Genomic DNA, 1,500 nt, shown 5'->3' with positions numbered 1-1,500 from the left:
CAACGCCGTTCAGTTAAGGGCGGGGTCGGGGCGTCAAGAGCTGCTCGTGAGCATGGTGATGTGGATGGTTGCTTTGTAGGTGGTCCGGTCGATGGCGGGTCCGCGTGCGTTGTATTTGGAGATTGCGCGTTTGACGATGCGGTCTTTGGTGCGGACCCGCCGGGCGGGCAGGAGCTGGGCCAGCACGTTGCGGCCGATGGCTCCGACCAGGTCGATCACGGTGTCCGCGGTGATACCGGCGGCCAGGACGAGCTGGTCGCGTGCGGCGGTGAGGGCGGTGGTGAAGCCGGCCCGGTCCGGGTCGGTTCCCGGAACGCTGTCGGTGGCGTCCGTCATCGCGGTCCGCAACGCCTGGTAGGTGGTCAGCAGAGCCCACGTCTCCTGCTCGATGCCGTCCGGGGTTCGGGCCCGCAGGACGTGTCCGCCCAGGATCGTGGACTTCAGCTCCGCGTAGGCCGTCTCGATCTCCCAGCGCTCGTGGTAGAGCCGGACGAGTTCACCGGCCGGGTGCGTGACCGGGTCGGTGAGCGTGGTCAGCAGCCGGTAGTGGCCGGTGCGGGTGCCCGCGGCGGTGCGGATGTTGATCTGGGCGTCGATGACGCGAACGGTCAACGCTCCGAGCCGGGCCAGTGTCGAGCCGTCCCGGCAGCGGGCCACCGGTGGCAGGTTCCGGCCGGATTTGCAGCGCACCAGCAGGTCCGCGCCGGTGGAGGCCCAGTGGTTCAGCAGTGCGGCGGCGGCGAAGTTCCGGTCGCCCAGCAGCAGCATCCCGGCCCGTAGATCCACCGCCAGGCGGCGGGCGTACTCCAGCTCACCGGTGGCGGCCGGGCCGAAGACGGCCCCGATCACCGACCGGGTCCCACAGGCCACCAGCGCGGCCAGCCGCAGTTGCGGGTAGCCCGAGATCCCGTTGCCCAGCCGCTGCCGGGTGAACACCGTGAGGTTGGCCGGGCAGTCCGGGACCGGCAGCAGGGTGCCGTCGACCGCAACGACCCTCAAGCCCCGCCACCACCCGGCCGCCGCGGTCGTGGACGCAGGGCCCCTGACCAGGTCGAACAAGGCTTTCATCGGTGCTGGGCCCAGCCGCTGGCGGGCCTGTCGTAACGCACTGCCGCTGGGCCGGGCCAGTGCCAGGCTCGCCAGCCCGGCACACAGCCGGTCGAAGACCTGCCGGTAGCCCAGCCCGGTGAACAGCGCTCCGGCCAGCAGGACGTATACCGTGACCCGCGCCGGCACCAGCCGGACCCTGCGCTGCACCGCACCGGTCTGTGCCAGCACCTCGTCGACCATCTCGAACGGCACGATGCGGGTCAGCTCGCCGATATGCCCCGGCGCGAACACACCCGCAGCTACCCCGCCCGGTCTTGTTATGGCAGCCTGTCCCAACAGCGGAGCTCCTGTGGTGAGGATGTCTTGGAGGACAAACCTCTTCTACAGCAGCTCCGCTGCCTCGTTCACGGGCCTTGACGAACAGCCCCCGCCCTTAACTGAACGGCGTTG

General features: G+C 70.0%; 1 protein-coding gene. It reads right to left on the bottom strand.

From position 1 onward, the window contains the following. Positions 1–33: 33 nt before the first annotated feature. The gene (locus ACIQCH_RS38390; RefSeq protein WP_402589014.1) at positions 34–1,341 is read right to left on the bottom strand and encodes an IS4 family transposase; all 1,308 of its coding nucleotides are present in this window, start codon (positions 1,339–1,341) and stop codon (positions 34–36) included. Positions 1,342–1,500: the final 159 nt, after the last annotated feature.

Source organism: Streptomyces sp. NPDC093225, from assembly GCF_044753805.1.
Classification (GTDB): Bacteria; Actinomycetota; Actinomycetes; order Streptomycetales; family Streptomycetaceae; genus Streptomyces.
The sequence above is the reverse complement of the archived record's forward strand: the minus strand, read 5'-3'. Positions and strand labels throughout refer to the sequence as shown.